Source organism: Streptococcus hyointestinalis, from assembly GCF_011039275.1.
In the GTDB taxonomy this organism is placed as follows: Bacteria; Bacillota; Bacilli; order Lactobacillales; family Streptococcaceae; genus Streptococcus; species Streptococcus hyointestinalis_A.
Genome location: NZ_JAAKGB010000001.1, coordinates 1,896,294 through 1,922,635, shown reverse-complemented (window position 1 = coordinate 1,922,635; position 26,342 = coordinate 1,896,294). Strand labels below are relative to the sequence as shown.

General features: G+C 40.0%; 24 protein-coding genes. All 24 read left to right on the top strand.

Going from position 1 to position 26,342, the window contains the following annotated elements:
* The first annotated feature begins 165 nt into the window (after positions 1–165).
* The 24 genes from G5B60_RS09500 (at position 166) to G5B60_RS09385 (ending at position 26,304) form a co-directional block, all read left to right on the top strand.
* The gene (locus G5B60_RS09500; RefSeq protein WP_164683779.1) at positions 166–669 is read left to right on the top strand and encodes a hypothetical protein; all 504 of its coding nucleotides are present in this window, start codon (positions 166–168) and stop codon (positions 667–669) included.
* 87 nt (positions 670–756) lie between these two features.
* On the top strand, positions 757–981 hold the full coding sequence (locus G5B60_RS09495; protein ID WP_164683778.1) for a hypothetical protein: 225 nt from the start codon (positions 757–759) through the stop codon (positions 979–981).
* Positions 982–999: 18 nt separating this feature from the next.
* Complete coding sequence (locus tag G5B60_RS09490) at positions 1,000–1,746, top strand: hypothetical protein (protein WP_164683777.1); 747 nt, start codon at positions 1,000–1,002, stop codon at positions 1,744–1,746.
* Positions 1,747–1,866: 120 nt separating this feature from the next.
* Positions 1,867–2,274: a hypothetical protein gene (locus G5B60_RS09485; RefSeq protein WP_164683776.1), complete on the top strand. Its 408-nt coding sequence runs from the start codon at positions 1,867–1,869 to the stop codon at positions 2,272–2,274.
* A gap of 15 nt (positions 2,275–2,289) precedes the next feature.
* Entirely contained in the window at positions 2,290–2,760 is a 471-nt protein-coding gene (locus tag G5B60_RS09480; RefSeq protein WP_164683775.1) for a hypothetical protein, read from the top strand.
* 63 nt (positions 2,761–2,823) lie between these two features.
* Entirely contained in the window at positions 2,824–3,177 is a 354-nt protein-coding gene (locus G5B60_RS09475) for a PrgI family protein (protein WP_164684274.1), read from the top strand.
* Positions 3,131–5,485, top strand: a complete 2,355-nt coding sequence (locus G5B60_RS09470) for a VirB4-like conjugal transfer ATPase, CD1110 family (protein ID WP_164683774.1) — start codon at positions 3,131–3,133, stop codon at positions 5,483–5,485. The genes G5B60_RS09475 and G5B60_RS09470 overlap by 47 nt, the downstream gene beginning before the upstream one ends.
* A gap of 38 nt (positions 5,486–5,523) precedes the next feature.
* Positions 5,524–8,157, top strand: a complete 2,634-nt coding sequence (locus G5B60_RS09465) for a phage tail tip lysozyme (protein WP_164683773.1) — start codon at positions 5,524–5,526, stop codon at positions 8,155–8,157.
* 14 nt (positions 8,158–8,171) lie between these two features.
* The gene (locus G5B60_RS09460; RefSeq protein ID WP_164683772.1) at positions 8,172–8,807 is read left to right on the top strand and encodes a hypothetical protein; all 636 of its coding nucleotides are present in this window, start codon (positions 8,172–8,174) and stop codon (positions 8,805–8,807) included.
* Positions 8,808–8,809: 2 nt separating this feature from the next.
* On the top strand, positions 8,810–9,082 hold the full coding sequence (locus G5B60_RS09455; protein WP_164683771.1) for a type III restriction endonuclease: 273 nt from the start codon (positions 8,810–8,812) through the stop codon (positions 9,080–9,082).
* The gene (locus tag G5B60_RS09450) at positions 9,036–9,839 is read left to right on the top strand and encodes a hypothetical protein (RefSeq protein ID WP_164683770.1); all 804 of its coding nucleotides are present in this window, start codon (positions 9,036–9,038) and stop codon (positions 9,837–9,839) included. Before G5B60_RS09455 ends, G5B60_RS09450 begins: the two co-directional genes overlap by 47 nt.
* 13 nt (positions 9,840–9,852) lie before the next feature.
* The gene (locus G5B60_RS09445) at positions 9,853–10,371 is read left to right on the top strand and encodes a hypothetical protein (protein ID WP_164683769.1); all 519 of its coding nucleotides are present in this window, start codon (positions 9,853–9,855) and stop codon (positions 10,369–10,371) included.
* Positions 10,368–12,164, top strand: a complete 1,797-nt coding sequence (locus G5B60_RS09440) for a VirD4-like conjugal transfer protein, CD1115 family (RefSeq protein WP_164683768.1) — start codon at positions 10,368–10,370, stop codon at positions 12,162–12,164. The genes G5B60_RS09445 and G5B60_RS09440 overlap by 4 nt, the downstream gene beginning before the upstream one ends.
* Positions 12,165–12,187: 23 nt before the next feature.
* The gene (locus tag G5B60_RS09435; protein WP_164683767.1) at positions 12,188–12,460 is read left to right on the top strand and encodes a hypothetical protein; all 273 of its coding nucleotides are present in this window, start codon (positions 12,188–12,190) and stop codon (positions 12,458–12,460) included.
* Complete coding sequence (locus G5B60_RS09430) at positions 12,451–15,564, top strand: PBECR4 domain-containing protein (protein WP_164683766.1); 3,114 nt, start codon at positions 12,451–12,453, stop codon at positions 15,562–15,564. Before G5B60_RS09435 ends, G5B60_RS09430 begins: the two co-directional genes overlap by 10 nt.
* A gap of 70 nt (positions 15,565–15,634) precedes the next feature.
* Positions 15,635–16,072 (top strand): hypothetical protein, encoded by a 438-nt coding sequence (locus G5B60_RS09425; RefSeq protein ID WP_164683765.1) that lies wholly within the window; start codon positions 15,635–15,637, stop codon positions 16,070–16,072.
* A 181-nt stretch (positions 16,073–16,253) separates the two neighbouring features.
* Positions 16,254–16,649, top strand: coding sequence for a plasmid mobilization protein (locus G5B60_RS09420; RefSeq protein ID WP_164684273.1), 396 nt, complete (start codon positions 16,254–16,256; stop codon positions 16,647–16,649).
* The gene (locus G5B60_RS09415; protein ID WP_164683764.1) at positions 16,643–18,268 is read left to right on the top strand and encodes a relaxase/mobilization nuclease domain-containing protein; all 1,626 of its coding nucleotides are present in this window, start codon (positions 16,643–16,645) and stop codon (positions 18,266–18,268) included. Before G5B60_RS09420 ends, G5B60_RS09415 begins: the two co-directional genes overlap by 7 nt.
* 101 nt (positions 18,269–18,369) lie before the next feature.
* Positions 18,370–19,650, top strand: coding sequence for an ISLre2 family transposase (locus G5B60_RS09410; protein ID WP_164683763.1), 1,281 nt, complete (start codon positions 18,370–18,372; stop codon positions 19,648–19,650).
* A 520-nt stretch (positions 19,651–20,170) separates the two neighbouring features.
* The gene (locus G5B60_RS09405; protein WP_164683762.1) at positions 20,171–21,007 is read left to right on the top strand and encodes a PRD domain-containing protein; all 837 of its coding nucleotides are present in this window, start codon (positions 20,171–20,173) and stop codon (positions 21,005–21,007) included.
* Between the two features lie 10 nt (positions 21,008–21,017).
* Positions 21,018–22,418 (top strand): 6-phospho-beta-galactosidase, encoded by a 1,401-nt coding sequence (gene lacG, locus G5B60_RS09400; RefSeq protein ID WP_164683761.1) that lies wholly within the window; start codon positions 21,018–21,020, stop codon positions 22,416–22,418.
* Positions 22,419–22,430: 12 nt separating this feature from the next.
* Positions 22,431–22,742: a PTS lactose/cellobiose transporter subunit IIA gene (locus G5B60_RS09395; RefSeq protein WP_003063087.1), complete on the top strand. Its 312-nt coding sequence runs from the start codon at positions 22,431–22,433 to the stop codon at positions 22,740–22,742.
* A 241-nt stretch (positions 22,743–22,983) separates the two neighbouring features.
* A complete protein-coding gene (locus G5B60_RS09390; RefSeq protein WP_164683760.1) occupies positions 22,984–24,663 on the top strand; it encodes a PTS lactose transporter subunit IIBC in 1,680 nt (559 codons plus the stop codon).
* 30 nt (positions 24,664–24,693) lie between these two features.
* Positions 24,694–26,304: a glycoside hydrolase family 53 protein gene (locus G5B60_RS09385; protein WP_164683759.1), complete on the top strand. Its 1,611-nt coding sequence runs from the start codon at positions 24,694–24,696 to the stop codon at positions 26,302–26,304.
* Positions 26,305–26,342: the final 38 nt, after the last annotated feature.

Below are 26,342 nucleotides of genomic sequence, written 5' to 3'. Positions count from 1 at the left end.
GAAACCAAAACACCGATAAGACGCTTGCAGCCTTTTTGATTTTAAAAATAGAAAGAAGGAATCGTTGATGAATATAGCAGTGAGTACACAATAAGACCTCGTGAAGGTCTAGAGTTTCCTAGCGAAATGTGGTATACTTAAGCTAACAAAGCTAGGAGGGGTACAATGAGAAAGGATGCGAAAATGGAAACACATGTGACAAAAAACGGCTATACTTACTATACGCCGACCAAACCCACTCAAGCAGTTCCTCCAGAAGCTAAAGAAAGCAAGTGGAAGAAGGGAGTTAAGTGGCTGAGACAAGCCCTTTTAGCAGGCGTGAGGAACCTTCCAGGTCTCATCATGAAAGCGGCTATCCTCATGGTCACAACGCCCCTCATGATTGTGCTCTTTATCTTCAACTTCCTGAAGTGCTTATTAGGAACAACCATTGCATGGGTTGTATTTAAGTTCGTTGTAATGCTTGGAATTGCATTGACTTTTGATATATATGAAAGTTTAGCTAAACGAGCCGTTGCAGACAATTTTGGTAATTGGTTGGACAATCTTTTTTCGAGTTTTGTCTGGCCTCACGGAGTTCCTATTTACTACTGGTGGGAAACAACCATCATTGTTGTCCTAGCCGTCATTACTGCCCTCTCTCTAACCTTCCATCCAAACGAAGAGTAAATCTCTTCCTCATCATAAACGTGAGACACTAAGAATTTGTTCTTGGTGTCTTTTATTTTTAGAAAATAGAAAGTGAGATATACATCTATGCAAACAGTTGTCAATTTTATCAATCAAATCGGAACTATTGGAGGCTTTGTTGGTCTCGGCTGGGCTGCTTGGGGTGCCTGGGATTTAGCTATTGGTATTCGTCGAGAACTCGACGATAAGAAGGATAAGGGAATTCAGAGTGTTATTCTAGGAGCCCTTCTAGGAACGGTTCTAAAAACCCTTTTTTCAGCCCTAGCTGCAGGACTGTCTAGTATTGGGTAAGACAAGGAGGTGGTGGTTATGAACCAATCCACGCTAAACCAGCTAACCATGAGCCTTAAAGCCTACAACCCGACAGCTTACCAGCTGATGGAAACCGTTTCAAGTTCTATGGAGAAAGTAGCGGTCTTACTACTTTTGCTTTTTATGGGCATTAACCTCATGAACTGGAACCAACAATTAAAAAGCAATGGTGGGGAGATGACTTTACAGCTCTGGATTGAAGAAATCCTCAAATACGCTATCGGTCTTTTTCTGATTCTCTATGTCGATGAGATTTTTGATAGCCTCTCTTGGCTCTTTAACGTCATTATCAAGTTGGTTGCCAAAAGTGGACTTGAACCCTTTAGTTCTAAAGCACCTGATTATAAAGGATTAAGTTGGATTCTGAAAGGTTTCTTTCAAGGTGTTTATGTTGTTACTGACTTTATCGGTCAAATCTCCACAAAATTATTGATCCTCTTGCGTTCTTTTACGCTCTACACTTACAAGGGGATTGCCAAAATCATTGTAGCCTGCTACATGATGGAGAGCCTACGCCCCATTTGTTTTGGCTTTTTCAAACTTTATATTGCTGCTGTGCTTCAGGGATTGATTTTGGTGGTCGTTATCATGCTTTATCCAGCCATTGTGACCAACGATCTGTTAACTGTCGCAAAGACAGGAGCCTGGACCAGTTCCCTTATGGCCATTGCCAAAGGGATTATCTATATCATCATGCTCTTTGGCAGCCAACGCATGGCTAAGAACATTATGCAAGTGAATTAGAGGAGGGAATGATGACAGAAAAATACTTTTCAAAAATGCTCATACCGTTTGATACCCAATGCTTTCTTTATGATATAATAAAAAGAGAATGTACCGTGAATGAAAGGAGTTCAGAAGTCCATGACAGCTATTGTAACACAACTATATAAATGGTGGACAGGACGTTTTGAACGTTACTACAAGGAGGCACAAAATTACTATGACGAGCAGACTAAAGAAGCCTTATTAGCTGAATGGGTAGAGTTAGAAGTGAAGAAAGAGAAGAGTTCTCGTAGATGGGAACTTTTGCTAGGATTAGTGTTAACAGTTATTTTTTCAGATGATCTCAAACGCCTTTTAGCGATTATTTTTGCTCCATGGGCAGGCGTTACTACAAAAGATTTACAAGAAAGTGTATTGATGAGTCTTGTTGTAGCCTTATTGATTGTCCTTTTGTTGCTGACTATCGTCTTATATAATTTTAGCTATTCCTTAATATTAAGACGCTATCTTATTTTGAAGCGTTATTTAGAAGAACATAAAATCTAATAGTAGGAGCAGAGAGTGAGTAGAGAACGCTTTTTTGAATTATTGGAAAAACCTTATACCCCTTATGTTGTTGTGGAACTTGTTTATGTTATTGCAACTATTGTTTTTTATATCAAACTTGCTAACATAAATAGGCTACTGAATCAAAATTTTGATGTTGACAGGATGGTAACACAGAAAGATGTGGCGATTGCAACAGATGTGATGGCATTTAGAAATAATAGCCCTTGGGATTACTTGCTTTGGGGAATGACCCTCATTCTTATTAGTATTGCTATCCCTATAGTATTTTTTTTAATTAATAAATCAAGTTACAGAAAAGAAGAAGACAAGGCAACTATTTGGATGGTTATTATGGTGATATTTGTGATTAACCTCATAATCGCTATTTCCCTTGCAAAAGCGCTTTTCAGTCCGATTATTATCGCAGTTTTTCTTATTTATGCTATAGGGGGATTGGCTATTATCGGAAGCTCACAATCATGATGAAGGAACAGCTTTTTAGGCTGTTTTTTTGATAAAAAATAAAGATAAATAGGGAGGAAAATGATGACACGTTTAGGAAGTGAATTTTTAAAAGCCCTGGACAGCTATGAACGTCCATTTTTGGGCTATATGACCTTAAGGCAGTGGATTCTGCTTTTTGGAATTGGATTGACAGTTATTGTCATGTCCATACTTTTTTGGTTGAAAACACCTGACATTATCCTCTATGGCGTTAGTCTTCTTGTACTAGCGCCTTTTGTGATTTTTGGGTGTCACATAGATGAAAAAATAAAAGATGAGTTACGTTTCTTTTTAACCAAACAAGAACGTACTTACCAAACCGATTATGACAGAAAGGAATACACTAAAAATGACTTTACTCGCCCGAAAGACAACCCTGAAACACTCCAAAGCTGAAAAAGAGCGGGCAAAGCGTCTGCGACGTACCATGACCGCTTCGACACAAAATAGCTTAAATTACCAAACCTTAACACCTGACGGTCTGATGACCATTACAAACGATACCTACTCTAAAACCTATCGACTAGGGGATACCAGCTATATCACCGCAACGGACGATGAACGTATTGATGTCATTGAAACCAATGCGGATATTTTCAATTCTTTGGATATTGATAATGATATGCAGTTGCTTATCCTCAACCGACGTGTTGAGAGTACAAGTTTATCTACTATCCGCTATGAACTTGCCCATGATGGCTATGATGACTATCGCAATGAGTATAACGCTATGATTAAGGAGCGCTTTTCCCAGGATCAAAACACTTTTAAGGTAGAGAAATACTTGACCCTCACAGCGCAAGCCGACCAAGCCAGTCAAGCAAAGCGTATCTTAGATGATACCGCTAATGTCATTGAAAGTCAGTATAGTGGTCTAGGTATTTCTTTTGCGGAAATGGATGGCTTAGACAGACTTCTTGTCTTCCGGAAACTCTTAAGAAAAGAAGCTTTCTTGGACTTCAACTATGAAGATATTGCTCTTTCTGGTTTGTCTACAAGAGATTTTATTGCTCCTAATTACCTGAAGTTTGAGAAGGACCACCTGCAGATTGATGACTATTACGCAAGGGTTCTCTATGTTAAACAGTACCCAACTTTCCTAAATGACAAGTTGATTAAGAATATCTTGGATACCGGCATTGAGTTAGCGATTAGCTTACATGCTAAACCTTATGATACTGCTGCAGCGATTAAGAAAATCAAAACAGTACAATCGAGCGTCCGTAGGGAAATGATTAAAAGTCAAAAAGCAGCCGCTAAAGATGGAATTTCAGCTCATTTGGTAGTAGGAGGTAAAGCCAGCGAAACCTCAAAGGAAACCGAAAAGTGGACCGAGGAGCTTCAAGATAATGACCAAAAGATGTTCTCGGGTGTTATGACGATTTACCTGATGGCAGATAGCCTAGAAGAGCTCAATAACTATACGGAACAGGTGCAGCGCTCTGTTCGTAAGAATACTGTTGAGCTAGATAAGTGTTACCTTTATCAGGAAGAAGCGCTCAATACCATTTTGCCCATTGGCGTTCCCTTTATCAACGTCAAACGCCGTTTTATGCGAGATATGACCACTAGTAACCTTGCTACACAAGTGCCTTTCACCAACGTAGACTTACGCTCAAACAGTCCCCGTGCCGTCCATTATGGGCAAAATCAACTCTCAAAAAATGTGATTACAGTTGACCGCAAAAGAGACCTTAATACAGGCTCAGGTGCCATCTTTGGGATTTCAGGCTCAGGGAAGTCTGTTTTAGCTAAAGGTGGAGAGATTATTCCAACACTCTTACGTCATACTAAAGACCAGATTATTATTGTTGACCCAGAAGCAGAGTACACCGATATTGGTCACGAATTTCAGGCAGAAGTGATTACCATAGCCCCAGGCTCTCCCCATCACTTTAATCTGCTAGATCTGCCAGATAAGGACAAGCTACAAGCAGAAGATAGCGATCCTGTCGGTCAAAAATCCAACCTTTTATCCACTCTCTTTGAAAATATTTTCTCTGAAGTGTCTGATGATGAGTTTGCGATGATTGACCGAGTAACCAGAAAAACCTATGAAGCCTATAGTCAGCCTACCTTTAAGGAGTGGCAAACTATCCTTGAGCAACAACCTGAAGAGGTGGCACAAATGTTAGCCTTGAAAGCAGAACCTTACACCAGAGGTTCTAACGATATTTTTGCCCATCCAACCAATGTCAATATGGATAACCGCTTTATCATCTTTAACCTTAAGCAATTAAGCGGGAAACTGAAACCTTTTGCACTTCTTGTTATCCAAGATTACATCTGGAACCAAGTGGTTAATCACCAAGGAAAATTGACAACATGGCTTTATTTTGATGAATTGCAACTCTACTTCAAAAATAAACTGCAGGCGACGTTCTTTACAGAGCTCTACTCTCGTATTCGTAAGTATGGGGCAATCTCAACAGGTATCACCCAAAATCCTGAAACGGTTTTATCTACGGAAGAAGGACGCAAACTCGTCGCCAACTGTGAATTTATGGTTCTGCTGAAGCTTAAGCGTACCGATTTAGAGGCGCTGTCTCAAGTGACTCCTCTCACACCTTCTTTAGAACGTTTTGTCTTACGTCCTAAAGCCAAAGGAACAGGTTTGATTGTAGCAGGTGATACTATTGTTCCCTTTGAAAATCCAATCCCTAAAGAGACGAAACTCTATCAATTGGTCGCAACGGATGGTTAAGCAGAACCAAAAGAATAAAGAAAGAGAGGTGATAGCTGATGTATGAGACAGATCCGAAACAAGCAAGACAAGAGCGAAGACAACGGATTAAAGCAGGCGTTAAAGCTAATCAAAATAAAATCCCTAAAGAAGCTCGCCTGGAGTCCAGAATGGCTTACAAAGGGGCTAAGAAAGAGTATCGTCTTGCTCAAAAAGACTATGTTCTCCATAAGAAACCCAAACCAACGGCCAAAGCTCTCTTCTTTAAGCAACGACAAGATAAAGCAAAGCTCAATAAACGGGTCGCCAAAACGGTCTATAAGCGAGCCAAAAAAGCTGATGATACCTATATTCCTAACCGCCTGAAGAAACGTACCAAACAAGGTGCTAGGATGAAAGTAAGGCAGGATACCGAACGAACTTTGCAAGATAATGATATTCTAGGAGACTGGGTGAAGGCAAGACAGGATATCCGTCAGTTTCATTATCAAAAGAATGCTTCTAAGCGTGCGCTAAGAGCAGGTGGAAAACTATCTAAGTACACTATCAAACACAGTTATGGTCAAGTCAATCGTGCTTACAACTTTACTCGAGGTCGTGGCTTTACCAGAACCCCTAAAGCCTTTTCTTGGGAGGGAAAACTGACCAAAAAAATGCGACAGATGAAGCAACGAGTAGCTAACACAAAAGCGGGAAAAGTGGCTAAAGGTACAGGGGAGGCTGTCAAGGTGACGACGAAGCCCATCCGCTCAGTTCTTGCGAATCCCTTAGCGGTCAAGTCCTATTTCCTGATGTTTCTCATTTTTGGCGTCTTAGCTCTTTTTATGGGGATTTTAGGTGGTAGTGGTCCTGTTCAACAGAATGAATTTGATCTGAACCAGTCCTGGCTTCAGATCAGTAAACGTGATCGTGAAAAGTCAAATGATAAGGTGGACTACTGGACGAATATTGATGATATTCTCTTTTTTATGAACTATCGTTATGGAGGAGAGTGGAGCCCAGACAGTAATTGGCAAGACGGGACTGGCGGATCATTAGCTGGAACCCTGGGATTTAATCACTATTCAGATGCCTTAAATGACCTATGGAATCACTTGAATGATGATATCAATCACCTTAAAACGATGGCTGACCTTTATGGCTCCTCGTCTTCTTTAAAATGGGCCAAACTGGATAAAGAGGAACTAGAGGAGTACAAGGAGCTACTGAACGTGAGTCAGGAAGTTGGGCGGTACCCAGCTTATCAGGAACTGGATAATCCCTTCTACAAGGAAGAGGAATCCTCCTACAACAATCCCTTGGTTATTCTGAAACGGTTTGGCTACACGTCAACGAAAGACATCTATGATAAAACACAGCTCAAGGCAACAACAGGGCAAACGCTACGAGCGCCTTTGTCGGGGAAAGTGAGCCTCAAAGAGGATAGCTTGAGTATACAGACCGATGAGGCGGTCTTTACCTTTTATAAGGTCGGTAGTATTAGGGTCACAGATGGCGCTAAAGTGAGCGCTGGCGATGAAATAGGAAAAGTCACGACGAATGGCTACCAAACCATACAATATCAAAAGCTAGAAGAAAAAGAAACAAAAGAAAAGAAAGCCAAGTGGACGGCAGTCAATCCTGGTTTTTACTTTCCCTTTGTGACCTACTCCCAGACCACAACGGTCACAACAACGTCCTCTGAGATGAGCGGTCGAGCCAAGCAGTTCTACGATTATATTAAAAAGTATTACCCAAATGCCAAAGACAATGGTATTGCGGCTGCAGCGGGTTGCTTTGGTGTAGAGTCTAGCATTAATCCTAAACGGGCTGAGGGTGATTATCTTAGCCCACCAGTGGGTGCTTCAGAATCTTCTTGGGAGGATGACGCCTGGTTGAGCTTAGGCGGTCCTGCGATTTATGGTGGCGGTTACGCTAATATCTTACACCGTGGCCTAGGTTTAGGACAATGGACAGATACTACCGATGGTGCGACACGCCATACGCTTTTAAGAAACTTTGCCAAAAGTAAAGGGAAAAAGTGGTACGATTTGGAACTTCAAGTTCAGTTTATGTTAGAAGGTGATAGTCCTTACTACATTACTATTCTCAAGCGGATTTTAGATAGTAGTGGCGATGTGGATAGTCTGACCGCTGAGTTTCTCTCAAAATGGGAAGGTGTTCCAGGCAATAAACTCTCTGAGCGTCAAAAGATTGCAAGACAAGCGCTTTTGTGGTTTCATCAGCCGACATTATCGGGCGGTGGCACGCTGGCTTCTTCTTGGAATTTTCCTGAAGCTTATCGCTCAAAAATAGACAATCCACCAACGCAAGCAGCTATGACGACTCAAGCAGGAAGTGGCTACCCAGTTGGTCAATGTACCTGGTACGCTTATAATCGCTTAGTGGAATTGGGCGCTATCACAGACCTGTCTGGTAGCTATGGACACCTAGGCAATGGTCAAGATTGGGTTAGAAATCTAGTAGCTAAGGGCTGGCGGTATAGCTCAACACCCGCTAAAGGCGCCGTTGTTTCTACAGCAGGTGGTTTTGATGGCACCTTTGCACAGTATGGACATGTTGGTATTGTGGAAGTTGTCAATTCAGACGGTTCATTTCTCGTTTCAGAATGTAACTATAATGGTGTTCAAGATCGCATCCACTGGCGTGTGTGCTCTCCTGCAGCCTATTATAGTTTTGCTCTACCCCATTAAAGAAAAAAGGAGGCATGAAAATGCTTGATACTGAAAAACTCAAACGCTTAAAGTTAGCAGGGCTTGCCCTTGCTGCTATCCTTGTTTTAGGCTTGGTCTTTTGGTTTAGTCTAGCTACTACCAAAAACGCTCAAACTCCAAACAAGGGGACATCGACAACGAAACAAACTAAAAAAGTGGAAGGAACTGCAGTAACACCTGCCTACGTCAAAGACTTTCTCACAGCTTACTTTACTAAAAAAGATTTGGGAGAAAACCGTAACCGTTACCTGCCCTTTATGACAGAGGGGGCTTACCAACAAGAGGTTAATAGTGAGGAAGAACCTGCTACACAAGCCTATAAAGGCTATGTGGTGGATACAAAGCTGAAATCAGCCACTATTTATATCGATGAAGAGAACCACGTAGCTTTAGCACAAGTCACTTATACGCAAACGCAGCTACAGAAAAAGAAAGACTATACTAATGCCCAAAAAGATGTGCTGTCCAATAGTACTATTCGTATTACCTATACAAAGCAAGACAAGAAATACTTAGTGAATCACATTGAACCGATTTTGATTGTGGATAGCTTAACAGCTGGTCAAGAGGCTTCTCTGTCTACACTTAGCCAACCCAATACCGAAACATCAACTCAAGGAGATAACTAATTATGACAAAACTCGAAACCCTACAAGCACAACGCAACAAAGCTCAAGCAAGACTTGAGGATTATCAAGCTAAAGTTAAAAAGGAAGAAGAGCGCCTCAAAGACCTTGAGACGCAAATCATCCTAGCAAAACACGAGGAACGCTCAGAATATCTAGCAAAACATAACCTCACCTGGGCGGATATTGAAAAAGCTCTTGCTGAAGGCAAATTGAAAGGAGAACAAAGCCATGTATCGTTTAATCAATCTGACACTAGACACAACAACGACTTATAAGAATAAAGACTTGGTTTATCAAGCGTTAGAGCGGGAAAATGCCAAAGTCAAACACCAGGAAGCAGAGGGACTTTTATTGGTGGAAGAACTGGATAAAAAAGGAGTTGTTATTTCTCAAGAAGAGATACTTCTTCCTTTTGAAGGGGTTCCTGAGAGTCTCTTTTTACAAAACGGACATACGTCCAAGTTAGCTGAAAAACAACAGCATTCATCTAAGCGTTCTGAGACTGTTAACGACCAAGAATTTATCTCAACAGAGAAACAAGAGCGTAGAAAGTCTCTCTCAGACACACCTTCTTTTTTGAAGAGGTTGTGTCAATGGGGAATGGGGCTGCTTATGCTCGCTAGTTTAGCTTTAGCGGGACTTTCAACACTACTTGTCATCACTCAAAGCAAACAAGTAGTGAGTCTAACTCGACAAGTGAAACAAATCGAAAAATTGCAGTCAGAGACAGGTAAACTAGATGCTTTTGGTCGCTATTTTCTGTCACATTACTATTCAGAACAAGGAGAATTAAGCAACTTTGTGTCTTCAAAACTGGCTCTAAACCATCCTTCTGGTCAATTGCAGTCAGTCATCTTAGAGACTGCTTCTCAGGCAAGGGATAAGACTTATCAACTCACCTATGTTTTAGCGATTAAAGATGGGGAGAACAGAACACAAAAACGGCTCACACTAACCATTGAAGAAGTTGCTTCAGCGCTTTATGGTTATCAGGTGATTACAGAACCCAAACAAACAACTTACCCCAAATAGAAAGGACGCTGCTATGGATCAAGAAAAAACCAGCCATTCCTTGACTTTAAAAGGAAAAATAACTTTAGAAATGACGCTTCAGGCACTGTATACTCTAGCAAAAGCCTATCATGACCATCAACAATATAAACGAGATCACCAAGTGTTTGAAGGAGAAACACGTTTCAATGACTTTATGGCAACGAGCTCTCAAAAAGATATGGAGCAGCTCTTAAGTAGTGAAGTGCATCTTGAAAAACTCAAACATTATCTCGAAGAGGTGAAAGTGGGGTTTACTTACCACCAAAAAGGCGAGACCACCTATCTCTTTTTTGAAAGTAAAAACCGTCTCTTAGCGGAAAAGGCAATTCAAAAAATGCTTTCAGATATGACAAAGAGCCCTGAAAAACTCCAACATTTTTCAAAAAAGGTCTTGAAGAAACCTCATGAAATGACTCCTGAAGAAAAAATTGCCTATTACAAGACACATGATGTCTATCAAGGACTACGTCCTACGGTTACTAAAACATTTGGAAAGGAAAAAGAACGATGACAAGAAAGTCCATTTGGCCCTACCTTCTGGTAGGGTTATTGTGTTTCCTCTTGAGTCAATCTCTTTATAACTACTACCAGCTATCAATGCAAGCTGTTCCCTTTATGGGGCTCTTGCGGTTGACTTGGTTGCTAGAGCATCTTCAGTATTTCTCAATCGGATTATCTTTGGATCAGGGGAGTTTAATGGCAGGTTTCATCGGCTTTGGTCTTCCCTTACTCGCCTATGCTTCTGGAGATAAAGGTACTTATCGTAATGGAGAAGAACAAGGGAGTGCTCGTTTTGCGACATTACGAGAAATGAAGCGTTTTGAGGATAAAGAGAGTGATAAGAATATGATCTTTACTAAGCAGGTCAAAATGGGGCTCTTTAATTTTAGGTTGGCCTACAATGTCCAACTCAATAAAAATGTGATTGTGGTTGGTCTTCCTGGGGACGGGAAGACTTTTACTTTTGTTTTGCCTAATCTCATGCAATTAAATTCCAATTTTGTTATCACAGACCCCAAAGGAAACCTGGTTCATGAAACTGGTAAGATGCTGGAAAAGCATGGGTATGCCGTCAAAGTCTTTGACCTTATCCATCTCAAAAACTCTGACCGTTTTAACCCTTTTCATTACATGACCTCTGAATTAGACATTGACCGTATCTCTGAAGCCATCACAGAGGGGACAAAGAAAAGTGAGCACATGGGAGAAGATTTTTGGGTACAGGCAGAACTCATGTTACAGCGAGCCCTTATTGGCTACCTTTACTTTGACTCCAAAGATCCTGAAACAGGGGCACAGCTCTACAAGCCTAATCTCGGTCATGTAGCAGACCTCTTACGCAATATTTATCGTGAAGATCCAGACCTTCCTAGTTCAGTAGAGCAGATGTTTGAAGAGCTAGAAGAGCGACAACCAGGGAACTATGCTTATAAACAATGGAAACTTTTCCAAAACTTCAAAGGAGAAACGAGAAACAGTGTTGTTGCTATTCTTTCCTCCCGTTACTCTATTTTTGACCATGACGATGTGCGACAACTCATTAGTGAGGATACGATGGAAATGGATACTTGGAACACCAAGAAAACGGCTGTCTTTATTGCCATCCCTGAAACCAATAACGCCTTCAACTTCCTATCCTCTATCCTTTTTGCCATTAGCTTTGAAGTGTTGACACACCGAGCTGACGCTATTCTCCAAGGGAAAGTTCCTGGTTATAGCAGACGAAATCTGAGACATATCCAATTTATTTTAGATGAGTTTGCGCAAATTGGGCGTATCCCAAACTTTACGCAAGTCTTATCCTCTATCCGTAGCCGTGAAATGTCTATTAAAATCATTATCCAAGCGGTTAACCAGTTGGAATCTCTTTATAAGAGTGACTGGAAAACGATCTTTAATAACTGTGCTACCCACCTTTTTCTAGGAACCAATGATAAGGATACGATGGAGTATTACTCTACCCGTTCAGGAAAACAAACCATTCGTACCCGTTCAACCTCAAAATCACATAGTTACCGTAACGGTTCCTCTAGTGAAAATAAGCAGGTTCAAGGTCGCCCACTCTTAACACCAGATGAAGTTGCCAGAATTGGTGTAGAAGAAGGTCTAGTCTTTATCTCCAAACAAAATGTCTTTAAAGACAAAAAAGCCAGTGTCTATGACCATCCTAGACAAGCGGAAATTGCCCATTCTCCTGAAGACGAGACTTGGTATGATTATCAACGCCTAGGAACAGATATTGATGGCTTATTGCTCTACAGCGACGATCTCACTCCTGAATTTAAAGCCCTCTTTGCGGCTTAACCTGATAAGAAAGGACACTACTTATGATGACAACAGAAAAATCAAAACCACAACTTGGCTACTTAGAAACGATTAGCCAGGTGTTAGCCTTGAAAACAGAACATTTGGTTACAGAACACCCAGCTATTTGGCAGGTTTTAGAACAGGCTGATGAAGCAACCTTTTATCGTCTTGCCCCTCATCTCTTTGTGACCACACTTCAAAAAGAGCCTTTACTTGCCGAAGAGCTTGAGCCCACGCCAGAAGGCTACGAGCGTTTCAAAAAATTGATAAAGGGGGACAATAAATGGTTTTAACAAAAGCACAAGCCAAGTCACTATCTATCCTAGAGGTAGCTAGAAGCCTAGGAATGGAGATGAAACGTAGCTCTCATAAGGAATACCGTTGGACGGAGCACGATTCTTTTGTGATTGATATCAATAAGAATACCTGGCATTGGTATTCTCGTACGGACAAATATGGGGATACCATTAACCTAGTACAGGAAATGAAGGGGGTTAATTATAGGGAGGCTATGCATTACCTAGAAACAGGAACCTTTTCTGAAGCAAAACCTATGGAAGACGTCCGCCAACCCTTTAAATATTCATTAGCTCCTTATGAACAGCCTTTTAAGGAAGCGAGACAATACCTAAGGAAACAGCGCGGTTTGTCTGATGCTACCATAGACTTTTTCTTAGAGAAAGGGGTCTTAGCTCAAGCCAAACGACGTGACCGTGATGGTTTTATAGAAGATGCTCTGGTCTTTAAATATCTGGATAAAAACCAAAATATCGTTGGGGCTAGCCTTCAGGGCTTGTCTCCTTATCCAGAACGCTACGAAGGAAAGGGCTACCTTAAGAAAGCCCTGTATCAATCAGAAGGAATTGCAGGGCTAAACGTTGCTATTGGCTCTCCTAAGCGTCTTATTGTAGCAGAGGCTCCTATCGATCTTATGAGTTACTACGAACTCTATAAGGACGATTTGGAGGACGTGAGACTGGTGGCTATGGATGGCCTAAAAGAAGGGGTCCTGTCTCGTTATGCTATGGAGGTTTTGCAAGAACAGGGTGTTATCCAAGAGAGCGAGAGAGACTATACTAAGGTTAGCGATTTGACCAAAACCTCTCGATTTTTAGAAATAGCTGCTCAAACATCAACCTTCTTTCAAAATCATCAGTACGATAATCTTATTACACTTGCAGTTGATCATGACAAAGCGGGAACAGACTTCTTAGAAAGTCTACAGGAAAAGGGCATTCCAGTTGTTGATGCACGTCCTCCTAAAGGAGAAAATCAAGAGAAGATGGATTGGAATGAGTATTTACAAATGCAATCAGAAAAGGAGCAGAAGCTAATAGCAGCAACAGAACAAAAAGAAAAAGCTCCTGACCGAAGTCAAGAGCTATATAGCAATGCGGGCGATTCACATCGCAATCCCGATTCTTTCGGAGACTTATCTCCAGAGGCAGCATCGAAGCCCGTTGTGGACGAACCACAACCTGATTTTCCTGTCATTGCTCACCTCAAGTTTACCACTAAAGGGGAGAAAATGTCAACTATAAAGCCAGGTTATCACGTTATTACTAGCGGTGAATTGAATAGGCTTAATAAATTTGCTCCTGGGCTTCAGTCGACGGCTCAATGGTATTTACAAGAGCTATCAGGAAGTACCATCTCGTACTTGTATCAGGACGGAGAAGCGTTAGGTAAATTAAGTGTCCAGTTTTCTGATGAAAACTTCGCTCACTTAACGGGTATCTCACCAAAAGGTGTTGAGATGAAACAAGTGGTCTACGATTTTGCACAAGGAGTTGGTGATTATGGCAATATCCAAGTATCCCATGCTATTAAAGATAAATCAATGGTTCTTCCGCTACTACCAGATATTCTATCGTCTCAGTCCTTTGTTTTTAAAGATTTATCAGAGGTAGAAAAGTTTAATCGGATTGACTTATCCCAAGCCATTAAAACGAATGATGAGGATTTATTGTTAGCTATTAGGGATGTAGATGGAGTGGGTATCCCTGCTTCAGTGATGCGGATGAAAGAAAAATTATCCTCAAGTCTTCAGGGAAAAGAAAATATTGTTCTTGCCGTTTATCGTCATCGCAATGGGAAATTAGACCAAGTGTCTATCAATGAAGATTATGTCAAAGATGGAGGGAAACGGTTTGAAGAAATTCTAAAAAACAGTGAGTTTGAACGTTATCAAGAAGACCTTTACAAGGAGAAAACAGAGCAACTTTCTTTTAAACGAGACTCAGATGGCGATGGCATTTCTGATGAAGAAGAGCTTAAGCAAGGAACCAATCCCTATGATTTTAGATCAACTCCAAGCTCTAAAGTGACAGAAGAAATGACCATTCTTCCTGAGAAAACCGCTCTTGAGAGTAGTCGTGTGAGTGTCGCAGATTTTATTAAAAACAAAGATATTGCTGGTCTCAATCGTCACCTTAAGGCAGGTATCAAAGAGTATTTGAACTCAGATAGATACAAAGACTACTTAACCAAAATGAGCCAGCTCAATAATTACTCTAGCCGTAACTTACGGCTCATTCTGGGGCAAAATCCTGAAGCTACTTTTGTCGCTTCGTTTAAGCAATGGAAAGAAACGTTTGGTCGCCATGTGAAAAAAGGAGAGAAGTCCATTCGTATTTTTGCCCCAATGACAAAACTCAAGAAGGACGAGAACAATCAACCCATCTTGGATAAAAATGGCAAGCCAGAAACGGTCACGTTCTTTGGTCTTGTTCCTGTTTTTGATGTGAGTCAGACAGAAGGAAAAGAGTTACCAAAAGCTATTTCAGAAGTCAAAGAACAGCTCACAGATTTAGACTACGCTAATCTTTATCGTGCTCTGATGGGGATTGCTAAAAGCAATGATGTGTCTGTTCGTTTTGAAGAGTTAGCAGGAGAAACGAAAGGATATTATAGCCCAACAGATCATCAGATTGTTTTACGTAATCATGGGATGAATAAGTCACAACTGATTAAGACTTTCTTACACGAAACGGCACACTCTGAGTTGCATTATGCTAACAATCCTCAAAGAGAGAAACTCACTCGAAGTACAGCAGAACTACAGGCAGAAAGTGTCGCTTATGTCGTTGCTTCCTATTATGGGATGGACACATCAGAGTATTCCTTTGGTTACTTGGCTACATGGTCTGATGATAAACAAACGTTAGCGGATCTAGAAGCGCAGCTAGATATTGTCCAGCAAGAAGCCAAAAGTTTAATGGTTCGGATGGAACAACAATTGGAGCAGTTGCGTTTAGTTCAAGAAAAACAAACTAAACATCAGTTTGAACAAAAGCTTCAAAAATTTAAAAACCAAACGAAGCAAGCTGTAGAAGAACATAAGCAAGAAATGAAACAGGAAGCCCAGTCAAAAAAAGAAAAGGGGCTCTCGAAATGACCGAACGAGATACTCAAAAATCCCCTAAGGTCAAACTCAAAACAAACCCACCACAAGGAGGACAACACACATGAACGAGCAACAAGAAAATCAATTACTCATTCTTCTATCTGACTTTATCCCACTGATGGATGGGGATATTGTTCAAGGCATTTCTCCTGAAGCTAAAAATATAACGAGGCATCAGGTTTTGGAACAGTTAAAAGCGGATAAGGAACTGTTGGATAAAAAAGACACTTTACTCATGAGTTGGCAAGAAGAGAATATTGAGCTTTTACAGGCAATCAGTGATGACGATTTTCAAGCAGTTGTCAAGGAAAAAATAGTGTTGACGGAGATACAAATAGGTCAGTCTCTTTTTCAACCGCTTAGTGAAAAACAGTTAGACTACTTAGCTGAACAAATCAACCCAAAGAGGAAAACAGATTCCCAAAAACAGCTACAAGCTGATGAAAAGACAACAAAAAAGACCTCACGCTTGAGACAGATTTTCAAACAACTACGCTAAAGGTCTGAGTAAAAATAAAGGAGTTCGCTCTTTTAAAAGAGAGGCTCTAGGGGCTTGGGGATTTCCCCAACAATGAAAAAGGTAAGGAGGAAAATCGCAAGATTGACCTTCTTTGACCTTTTTTAATTTCGCATTTGCCCGGGCAAATGCTACGCTTGCCGGAAGGAAAGGAGCAGAGGAGATGCCTCAAAACACATCTAATCGCAAGAGAAATATTCGCAAAGAAGTTTATTTCACAGAACAAGAATATAAACAGGTACAGCATGTGATGCAGCAGATGCAAGCACCAACTTTTCAATACTACGCAAAGAACCAATTGATCCAGGGAAAAATTGTTCAGATTGATTTTTCAGAGCTAAAAAATTTACGGATAGCGGTTAATCGGATTGGTGGAAACATTAACCAGATTGCTAAACACGCTAATGAAAATCAGTCCATCACCTCCGAAGAGCTGGCTCAAGTATTAGCGTTACTTTCAGAGGTAAAAGAGCTGGTTGCTACGAAACTTTCCAATGAGGAAAAACGTAGTTTGTTAGAAAGAAAACGGACAGTAAGGACGGATATTGAAGAATGGTAGCTATTAAACCACCCATACAAATTAAGACAACAGGTAGCCTTAAACGAGCTGTTAATTATATTTTGAATGAAGCGAAAACTCTAGTTCAAGAAACTAAAGAAACGGACACGGATTTTCCACTTATTTACCATAATGGAAAGATGAATCTTAAGCTAGTATCTGGTCATGGGATTGAAGATGTCAGTGTTGCCAATGAAGAAATGGTAATGACTAAATTAGCAGCTGCTTTCAAAAAAGGAGACGATGACCTTAAAGAATTATCTTCAGGAAAACAGGTTTTAGCTCATCATATTATCCAATCTTTTTCACCAGAAGATAATTTAACACCTGAGCAGGTTCATGAAATTGGCAGACAAACTATGCTAGAGTTCACAGGTGGTGACTATGAATTTATTATTGCGACACACGTTGATAAAGATCACCTGCACAACCATGTGATTTTAAACACAACAAATAGTTCAACGCTCAAAAAACTACGCTGGCAAAAGAACACTCTTAAAAATTTACGAGCTATTTCTGATAAACAAGCTACTAAATATGGCGCTAAAATTATTGAGCCAAGCATGAGGAACTCTTACACCAAATACTCCGCTTGGCGCAGGCAGAATAATTATCGTTTTGAAATTAAGCGGCGTTTAAATTTTCTTTTAAAACAGTCCATTTCTTTAGAAGATTTCAAAGAAAAAGCGCAGGCACTAAACCTTCAAATTGATTTTTCTGGAAAATTTGTTAAGTATCAGTTGACGGATCAACCTCAAAAAAGACGAGTCAGAGACGATACCTTGTCAAAGAAAGGTATTTACTCACTTGAGCATATTAAAGAACGTGTTGATAAAAATCAATTAGTCTATGAAGTCTCTGAAATCAAAGAACGCTACCAAGAAACACAAGCTCAAGAAGAGAACGATTTTGAATTAAAATTAGAGGTAGCTAGCTGGCAGGTGGAACAAGAAAGTAAACAGGGTATCTATCTTCAACTGGATTATGGAGCGCTAAATAGTGGAACGATTTTAATCCCTGCTCACAAAGTGGATAAAAAAGAAGATGGCACTTATACCATCTATATCAAGGAAAAAGATTACTTTTATTTTCTCAATCCTGATCAATCACAAAAAAATCGTTACATGATGGGAGCGACCGTCGCTAGACAACTTGCTAAACAAAATGGTGAGTTACTGATTACTAAAAATCCTTATATTTCATCCATGCGTGAATTGATAAAGGAGTATAATTTTTTAGTGCAATACAATATAACAGATGGTACTCAGTTTCAAGAATTGGAAGAGCGGTTCAATGAAAAGATTGATGCGACACATCAAGAGTTGCGCTCTTTAGATGAACGACTTGCTCGCTATCATAAAATTGAAGGTGCTTTGCTTAGTCTGGAGCAGACACCAGAAAACAGTTTGTCAGCATTACAGTTATTAGAGGAATTTAGAGTTCCTAAAGACATGAGTCTTGAAGACGTGACCCAACTCCTTCAACAATTTGAAGTAGAGAAGGATGCCCTTCAAGAATTTTTTGATGATACGCTGAAGACCTATACAACCTATCAAGAAATCAAAGAGACTGTCCGCTCTCGTGAAACTAAAACTCAAGAGACTGAAAAATCACTTTAACTTCTTGATGTTCTTTCAAAAAGACAAATCATCATGTCCATTTAGTGAACAAAGCAATCATTTTCTGAAACTATCTCACCAATTTTCAGTATAATAATCTTATGACAGGATTTGATGAAAAAATGTTTATAATGGAGATGTCAGCATTACATGAAAAAGAATTTCTTAAACGTATCTACAGTTACGATGAACAAATAGCTTCTACCATGCGTCAACACGGTTATAAGCGGGTGGATAGCAGTGAGCGAACAGTTCTTTTTACGTTTGGAGAAATAACTTTTTCACGGAACAGGTGGCGTAATGAAAAAGAGACACGCTACCCTGTTGATGAGTGGCTAGGTTTAAAACCTTATATGCGCTATTCTCCGGAACTTCTTCTTCACTTAGCTAAACTAGCTTCTAAGTTATCCTACAGGGAGGTGTGTCGAACGGTCAAAGAGACTTACCGTTTAGACATCACTAAAGACGCCGTCTTAAAAGCTGTTAAGCGGGTCGGTAGTCTCTTTTCAGACAGAGACCGCTATCGGTTATTAGTGGAAGAAGACCCACCAAAAATCCAAGCAGATAAAATCTACTTGGAAGGAGATGGGGTGATGGTCAAGACGACTTCTGGAGGAGATGAACGGCACTATACAGATTTAGCGCATTTTCTCATTCATACGGGAACAAAGAAGGTTGGTAAAGGACGTTACACGCTGCTCAATAAACATGAGATCATTAACACAGATTACGAAAAAGCACGTGATGAGCTTTTAGATTACCTCTATAATCATTTTGAGATAAGCGACAAAACCATTCTCATTAGCAATTCAGATAATGGGACAGGCTATACCAAACGTACCTTTCATAACATTAAGAAAGCGCTGGGTATTAAGCGTCATGAGCATTTTTGGGATGCTTATCACGTCAACGAACAGATAAAACAATTCTTTAAGTCTTATCCCAAAGTATTGGAAGAAATGGTCTTTAAGGCTATTCAGACGCATCAAAGATCGCTACTTGTAACCGTATTTGACACTATAGAAAGTGTCATTGACACAGATGAAGCATACGAGGTCTATGTCGCTTTCCGCCAGAAACTCTTTAGACATTTTAAAGAGACCAAGCCACCAAAACTAAGAGGTTTATCCTCCCACGGTATCGGTGTGATGGAAAGCCAACACCGAAAAATGACCTATCGCATGAAACATCGAGGTATGTATTGGTCTTTAAGAGGGGCTTGTACTATGGCTAGACTGATTCTTTTAGAACGACTAGATCAGCTGGAAGAGCTGTTCTTTGGCGATTGGCGCAAGCAGTACCAGTATTATCAAGGGAATCGTTTAAGTGCTGGTCACCTGATTAACCATTATCCGCATAAGGCCGTTATTATTAAACGTTAGTTACATATGATTAAAATAAAGAAAACCTGCTAAAAAGCTTAATTTTAGGGGAGTTTTTAGCCTGTTTTAAGTCGAAAATGCTTGCGTTTTTGTGTAATTCGTGGTACAATAGTTACAAATAGAAACGAAAAAAGGTGTAGGAGGGCAAACTCCTACACCACCGATTAAGACAAAACGCAACTTTGCTTAATCAGTCTAAGGAGATTGTACCACACAGTGAACACTATCGTCAAGACTGAAGCAGAGGAAAACTTTGTTTCAGTCTTTTTTTCGGATAAAGTAAGTGTGTTTTCTTAAGTTATAAGGGATAATTGAGCTTTCCCAAAAATTCAGACACATACAAAATAACAAGAAAGGGTTTACAAAAATAAAATATGTGATACAATAGACCTATAGAGATTAATAGAGTGGATTGTAACTAAGACATTAGGCAAAACCGCAAACGATCTAGGGTGGAAAATCCTAGTTTGTTTGCGGTTTTTATTTGTTTAAGAATTAAGAACTACGTGAGGAGAGTATAATGTTTCGGATTGTGCAAGCGCTCAATAATAATGTTGCTCTGGTCAAAAATGAACATGATGAACAAGCTGTTATCATGGGTCTAGGAATAGTATTTCAAAAGAAAAAAGGTGATTTAATCACTCCAAACAAAGTTGAAAAAATTTTCCTTTTGAAAACAGAGGAGTCAAAAGAAAACTTTTTAGCCCTTTTGAAAAATATTCCGCTTGATATTTTAACGGTGACTTATAACATAATTGATGATTTGGTGGCCAAATATCATTTTCCTATTCAGGAATATCTATATGTAACTCTTACTGACCACGTGTATTCGGTATATCAAAAGCTTTTAAAGGGAGCTTATCAGGAAAGTCATTTACCAGATATTTCAGCGGCGTATGTTACGGAGTTTCAAATGGCGCAAGAAGCTGTTGCTATTTTAAGTCGAAAGTTGTCAGTAACTTTTCCAGATGATGAAGTCGGACGAATGGCTCTGCATTTCATTAATGCCAAAGGTGATTACGAAGTTTCTGATAATAACAAAGAGGATGCAACTAAAAAAGTGCTAGCTTTGATTGAGAACGAATTGGCCAAAAATAACATCAAGCGGAGCGCAGAAAATAGTAATCTTTACGACCGTTTGATGATTCATTTAGCCTACCTCATTAATCGATTGCAGATGAACCAGCAAGACAATGCATCGTTGATTAATTTGGAAGAATATGTGAAATCAGATTATCCGCAAGCCTATCAAATTGGGCAGGCCATTTATGATTTGATTGAAGAAGAATTAAAAATAGATTTATCGCGTAGTGAACGTGTTTACCTTGTGATTCACATTCAACGCTTATTGAAATAAGGAGAAAATTATGTATCAATTACCAGAAGATTTTATTTTTGGCGGTGCAACAGCAGCCTATCAAGTTGAAGGAGCTACTAAAGAAGGCGGTAAAGGTCCAGTAGCTTGGGATGATTTCTTAGCAGAACAAGGGCGTTTCAGTCCAGATCCTGCTAGTGATTTTTATCATAAATACCCACAAGATATTGAACTTTGTGAAAAATTTGGTGTCAACGGACTTCGGTTATCCATTGCTTGGAGCCGTATCTTCCCAAATGGTACTGGTGAGGTCAACCAAGAAGGAGTTGATTATTACCACAAAGTGTTTGCGGAATGTCAAAAACGCAACATCACAGCCTTTGTCACGCTTCATCACTTTGACACGCCAAAAGTTTTGTTTGACAATGGTGATTTTTTAAACCGTGATACGATTGAAGCTTTTGTTAACTATGCAAAATTCTGTTTTAAAGAATTTACAGAAGTTCGTCATTGGAGTACATTCAATGAAATTTACCCAGTAGCAACCAACCAATATTTGCTTGGTATTTTCCCACCAGGAATCAAATATGACCTGTCAAAAGTCATTCAATGTCTGCACAATATGATGTATGCGCATGCGCGTGTGGTGAATTTGTTCAAAGACGGTGGCTACCAAGGTGAAATCGGTGTGGTACATTCTCTTGAAACAAAATACCCAGCAACAGATAGTGAAGAAGATAAACATGCTGCTTTCTTAGATGATGCTCTTTCTATTCGATTTTTACTGGATGCAACTTATTTAGGTTATTATTCAAACGAAACAATGGAAGCGCTTAACGAAATCTGCGCAGCTAACAATGCTAGCTACGACTTCCTTGATAGTGACTTTGAGGAAATGAAAAAAGCCAGCCACCGCAACGATTATCTTGGTATCAATCATTACCAATGTCACTTTGTTAAAGCCTACAATGGCGAAAATGCTATTCATCACAACGGTACAGGTGACAAAGGAACATCTGTTTACAAAGTTAAAGGTATTGGCGAACGCATTTACAAAGAAGGTATTCCAAGAACGGACTGGGATTGGATTATTTACCCAGAAGGTCTGTATGATTTGCTTCTTCGTATCAAAGCAGATTACCCACATTACAATAAAATCTATATCACAGAAAATGGTATGGGGTACAAGGATAACTTCGATGATGGTGTCATCATGGACCAACCGCGTATTGATTATTTGAAAGTTTACCTGCAATCTCTTGCCAAAGCAATTGATGCTGGGGTTAATGTTAAAGGCTATTTCCTTTGGTCATTGATGGATTTGTTCTCATGGTCAAATGGTTATAATAAACGCTATGGTTTGTTCTATGTGGACTTTGAAACTCAAAAACGCTATCCAAAAGCATCAGCGTATTGGTACAAACACATTAGCGATACAAAAATTGTAGAATAGGGGATTTAGAAAATGGATAAAAAAGAATTACAAATGTTAGGTTTTGAAATTGTGGCTTACTCAGGTGATGCAAGAAGCACACTTCTTCAATTGCTCAAGGAAGTTCGCTCTGGCAACTTTGATAATGTTGATAAAGCGATTAAAGATGCTGACGAAAATTTGGCTAAAGCTCACAATGCGCAAACACAATTATTGGCACAAGAAGCAGGCGGTGAAGATTTGGAACTTGGTTTCATCTTTGTTCACGGTCAAGACCACTTGATGACAACCTTGTTGCTACGTGACCTCATTACGGATTTTATTGAATTATATAAAAATCGCTAATTTTTGAAAAAAGAAAGGACGGAACATAGCTTGGTAAAAGCTTACACTCTTTGAAAATCAAATGCAGGCGTTGTTGACTTGATTTGATGAACTTCGGTTCAATCTGCATCAGCGTCGCCTAGCCTGACTTTGATTTTCAGTGAGTATCCTTATTCTCAATAGTCATTTCTGACAGGTTTTGCTTACTCTTAAGACGTAGTAGAGATGGCTAGCCAAGCCTAGGTTCTTAGGGAGTTGTATCATGAACAAACTCATTCAACAAATTGAAAAAGGGAAACCTTTTTTTGAAAAAGTTTCTCGTAACATTTATTTAGGTGCCATTCGTGATGGTTTCCTTGCGGCAATGCCAGCGATTCTCTTTTCTAGTATCTTTATCTTGATTGCATCAATTCCAGATGTGTTCGGAGTGACTTTGCCAGAAGATTTCTCAAATTGGCTTTGGAAGATTTATAACTACTCAATGGGTGTCGTTGCGCTTCTGGTTTCAGCAACAACTGCACGTTGCTTGGCAGAATCTGTTAACCGTAAGATGCCAGGTAATAAGAAAATCAATGCGGTTTCTGTTATGCTTGCCTCAGTTGTCAGCTTCTTGATGTTGAGTGCTGATGAGCTTGACGGTGGTCTTGCTAGTGGTTATATGGGGACAAAAGGTATCCTCGCAGCCTTTGTAGCAGCCTTTATCACTGTTAATGTTTACAAATTCTGTGTTATTCGTGATATCACTATCAAGATGCCAAAAGAAGTACCAGGAACGATTTCGCAAACATTCCGTGATATCTTCCCATTTTCATTTGCTGTGTTTGCAGCTGTTGTCATTGATACGGTCATTCGTCATTTTTTTGGCACATCATTTGCGGAAGCTGTTATTACACTTCTTCAACCATTGTTTACAGCAGCAGACGGTTATCTTGGAATTGCTATTATCTGGGGTGCTATGGCGCTCTTCTGGTTCGTTGGTGTGCATGGTCCGTCAATTGTAGAGCCAGCTATCGCAGCTATTATCTATGCTAATGTTGAAACGAACCTTCAATTATTCAAAGCTGGTGAACATGCTTCAAACGTTTTGACTGTTGGTCTTGGTAACTTCGTTGGTACTATGGGTGGTACTGGTGCAACACTTGTCGTTCCATACCTCTTCTTGCTATTTGCCAAATCAAAACAATTGAAAGCTGTTGGTAAAGCTTCATTTATCCCAGTCAGCTTCGCCGTTAACGAACCTTTGCTTTTTGCAACACCAATTATTCTTAACCCTTATTTCTTTGTTCCATTCATTTTGGCACCAATTGCCAACGTTTGGATTTTCAAATTCTTTGTTGATGTGCTTCAGATGAATAGCTTCATGTATGTTCTTCCTTGGGCAACACCAGCGCCAATCGGACTTATTCTTGGTACAGGCGTTAGCCTTCTAGCTGTTGTTCTTGTCCTTGTTTTAATCGTTGTTGATGCGATTATCTACTTCCCATTCATTAAAGCTTATGACGCATCACTTCTTGAAGAAGAAGCTGAAATTGCTGCGCAAGAAACTGCTGCTGAAAGTGCAACTCCAGTAAAAGCAGCAGCTGAAAAAGTTGTTGAGGAAAAACCAGCTGTCAAAGTCACAACTGACAAACCAATTAACGTTTTGGTCCTTTGTGCGGGTGCTGGTACAAGTGCTATGCTTGCTAATGCTCTTACTGAAGGTGCCGCTGCCACAGGTGCAAACATCACAGCGTCAGCAGGTGCTTACGGTTCACATTATGAGATTATGAAAGATTTTGATATGATTGTGCTTGCTCCGCAAGTTAACTCATTCTACGAAGATATTAAGAAAGATACTGACGCGCTTGGTATCAAGTTAGCAGCTACAAAAGGTGCTGAATACATTAAATTAACACGTGACCCAGAAGGTGGCGTAGCCTTTGTAATGTCTTACTTTGCCTAATCTATTCTAGAAAAGCTAGGGAGAAAGATTATGAAAATACTAAAAAAGATTTTTTTGACGACTGTTGCACTTATTGGTCTTGCTGCGCTTGGAAATACCGTGACTAAAGCAGATGAGTTCATCAACGGAGCTGATATTTCGATTCTTGATGAAATGGAACAAAGCGGAGCGATTTACAAGAGCAATGGTACTCAAAAAGACCCGCTGACCATTTTGAAAGAAAATGGTGTTAACTACGTTCGTTTGCGACTCTGGGCTGACCCCTATGATGCAAATGGTAATGCTTACGGTGCAGGGACCAATGACTTAAACAGAACACTCAAATTAGCTAAACGTGCTAAAGATAAAGGCTTGAAAGTCTTACTCGATTTTCATTACAGCGATTTCTGGGTTGACCCTGGAAAACAAAATCTTCCCAAAGCTTGGCAGAATCAATCCTTTGAACAATTAAATTCAACAGTGTATTCTTACACGGCTGATGTCCTTAATCAGATGAAATCACAAGGCACTTACCCTGATATGGTGCAAATCGGAAACGAATTAAACAGCGGTATGCTTTGGCCTTACGGGAAAAGCTGGGGTGGTGATGGTCAAGAATTCACTCGCCTAGCAACTTTCCTAAAATCTGGTGTTCAAGCTGTGAAAGATACGCAGACAAGTAATACACCTATCATGCTCCATTTAGCAGACGGTGGTGACAAAGCAGCTTTCCAATGGTGGCTTGATGAAATTACCAATCAATCCGTTGATTTTGATATTGTCGGCATTTCCTATTACCCATACTGGCATGGCACATTAGCAGAACTCTCTGAAAATATGAATAATATCAGCGAACGTTATAACAAAAAAGTTGTTGTGGTTGAAACAGCTTATGCAAATACCCTTGATAATGCTGACCAGAAAACAAATGCCTTTACGGCAACAGAAGAGACTGCTGGTGGTTACAAAGCTAGCCAAGACGGTCAGTATGAATTTTTGACAGACTTGGTTGATAAAATTAAAGACGTTAAAAATAACAACGGTCTCGGTTTCTTCTATTGGGAACCACTTTGGTATAACGGCAACGTCTCATGGGCAACACAAGCAGGTATGTCATATCTTGGTGTTTCAGATGTGACGGGTAATGAATGGGAAAATCAAGCAGTCTTTGATTTCTCAGGAAATGCTCTACGCGCCGTCAAAGCCTTTAATTACGCTAACCTAACAAACGTTGTTGCTAATAACAGTTTTGAATGGGACGGTTATACCGAAGCCCCATCTTCTTGGAACAAATGGACCAACAGTCAAAATGCAGGTATCAAGACAGAAGTTTACGACGATACACGTTACAAGCTCACTTTCTGGTCAGACACAGCTTTTGAAAGTTCCATTTATCAAACGATTAGCAACATCGGCTCAGGTACTTACAAATTAAGCATTGACGCCATGGGGGACACTAGCCTTGAGACTGCTCAGCTTTATATCAAAAACTATGGCGGCAGTGAGCAAAACATCTCCCTTAAAGACTCTAGCACATGGAAAACGTACACGATTGATAACATCCAAATTACAAACAGACAATGTGAAATCGGTATTTACGTCAACGCCTCTGCTAATAAATGGTTAAACATCGATAATGTCAGACTTGTTAAAGTTGATTAGTTATAATAATATCCCCGAGGAACTGAATTCTTCGGGGA

Excerpts from the sequence above, each read along its gene's own strand:
- G5B60_RS09455 (WP_164683771.1), top strand. The coding sequence starts at position 8,810 with ATGACAAAACTCGAAACCCTACAAGCACAACGCAACAAAGCTCAAGCA.
- G5B60_RS09410 (WP_164683763.1), top strand. The coding sequence starts at position 18,370 with ATGACAGGATTTGATGAAAAAATGTTTATAATGGAGATGTCAGCATTA.
- G5B60_RS09500 (WP_164683779.1), top strand. The coding sequence starts at position 166 with ATGAGAAAGGATGCGAAAATGGAAACACATGTGACAAAAAACGGCTAT.
- G5B60_RS09390 (WP_164683760.1), top strand. The coding sequence starts at position 22,984 with ATGAACAAACTCATTCAACAAATTGAAAAAGGGAAACCTTTTTTTGAA.
- G5B60_RS09420 (WP_164684273.1), top strand. The coding sequence starts at position 16,254 with ATGCCTCAAAACACATCTAATCGCAAGAGAAATATTCGCAAAGAAGTT.
- G5B60_RS09460 (WP_164683772.1), top strand. The coding sequence starts at position 8,172 with ATGAAAATGCTTGATACTGAAAAACTCAAACGCTTAAAGTTAGCAGGG.
- G5B60_RS09395 (WP_003063087.1), top strand. The coding sequence starts at position 22,431 with ATGGATAAAAAAGAATTACAAATGTTAGGTTTTGAAATTGTGGCTTAC.
- G5B60_RS09425 (WP_164683765.1), top strand. The coding sequence starts at position 15,635 with ATGAACGAGCAACAAGAAAATCAATTACTCATTCTTCTATCTGACTTT.
- G5B60_RS09405 (WP_164683762.1), top strand. The coding sequence starts at position 20,171 with ATGTTTCGGATTGTGCAAGCGCTCAATAATAATGTTGCTCTGGTCAAA.
- lacG (WP_164683761.1), top strand. The coding sequence starts at position 21,018 with ATGTATCAATTACCAGAAGATTTTATTTTTGGCGGTGCAACAGCAGCC.
- G5B60_RS09415 (WP_164683764.1), top strand. The coding sequence starts at position 16,643 with ATGGTAGCTATTAAACCACCCATACAAATTAAGACAACAGGTAGCCTT.
- G5B60_RS09470 (WP_164683774.1), top strand. The coding sequence starts at position 3,131 with ATGACTTTACTCGCCCGAAAGACAACCCTGAAACACTCCAAAGCTGAA.
- G5B60_RS09440 (WP_164683768.1), top strand. The coding sequence starts at position 10,368 with ATGACAAGAAAGTCCATTTGGCCCTACCTTCTGGTAGGGTTATTGTGT.
- G5B60_RS09445 (WP_164683769.1), top strand. The coding sequence starts at position 9,853 with ATGGATCAAGAAAAAACCAGCCATTCCTTGACTTTAAAAGGAAAAATA.
- G5B60_RS09490 (WP_164683777.1), top strand. The coding sequence starts at position 1,000 with ATGAACCAATCCACGCTAAACCAGCTAACCATGAGCCTTAAAGCCTAC.
- G5B60_RS09485 (WP_164683776.1), top strand. The coding sequence starts at position 1,867 with ATGACAGCTATTGTAACACAACTATATAAATGGTGGACAGGACGTTTT.
- G5B60_RS09450 (WP_164683770.1), top strand. The coding sequence starts at position 9,036 with ATGTATCGTTTAATCAATCTGACACTAGACACAACAACGACTTATAAG.
- G5B60_RS09430 (WP_164683766.1), top strand. The coding sequence starts at position 12,451 with ATGGTTTTAACAAAAGCACAAGCCAAGTCACTATCTATCCTAGAGGTA.
- G5B60_RS09465 (WP_164683773.1), top strand. The coding sequence starts at position 5,524 with ATGTATGAGACAGATCCGAAACAAGCAAGACAAGAGCGAAGACAACGG.
- G5B60_RS09385 (WP_164683759.1), top strand. The coding sequence starts at position 24,694 with ATGAAAATACTAAAAAAGATTTTTTTGACGACTGTTGCACTTATTGGT.
- G5B60_RS09475 (WP_164684274.1), top strand. The coding sequence starts at position 2,824 with ATGACACGTTTAGGAAGTGAATTTTTAAAAGCCCTGGACAGCTATGAA.
- G5B60_RS09435 (WP_164683767.1), top strand. The coding sequence starts at position 12,188 with ATGATGACAACAGAAAAATCAAAACCACAACTTGGCTACTTAGAAACG.
- G5B60_RS09495 (WP_164683778.1), top strand. The coding sequence starts at position 757 with ATGCAAACAGTTGTCAATTTTATCAATCAAATCGGAACTATTGGAGGC.